Source organism: Bacillus sp. GbtcB10, assembly GCF_019091365.1.
In the GTDB taxonomy this organism is placed as follows: domain Bacteria; phylum Bacillota; class Bacilli; order Bacillales; family Bacillaceae; genus Bacillus; species Bacillus altitudinis.
This window is the reverse complement of sequence record NZ_JAGXJP010000350.1, coordinates 1-241: the sequence shown is the minus strand read 5'-3', so window position 1 is coordinate 241 and position 241 is coordinate 1. Positions and strand designations below refer to the sequence as shown.

At 50.6% G+C, this 241-nt stretch carries 1 pseudogene; it reads left to right on the top strand.

The features are described from left to right. A pseudogene (locus KVT11_RS20460) lies at window positions 1-241 on the top strand (amino acid permease); the annotation flags it as partial.

The window sequence follows — 241 nt, the reverse complement described above, 5'->3', positions numbered from 1 at the left end:
AGTACTAGGCCGACCTGCCCTCGTGTGGATTGTTAATGCAGGCGGTGTGGGCACCATCGTTGGGTATTTGATTGTGTCCATTGCCTTTATGAGACTTCGCAAGACAGACCCTGAGCTTGAGCGACCATACCGCATTAAATATTGGCGGACGGCCGGCGTTTTAGCCATTGGACTCAGTTTCCTTTTTGTTTCATTTTATTTCCCAGGGATGCCGGCCTCCTTATCATGGCCAGCTGAATGG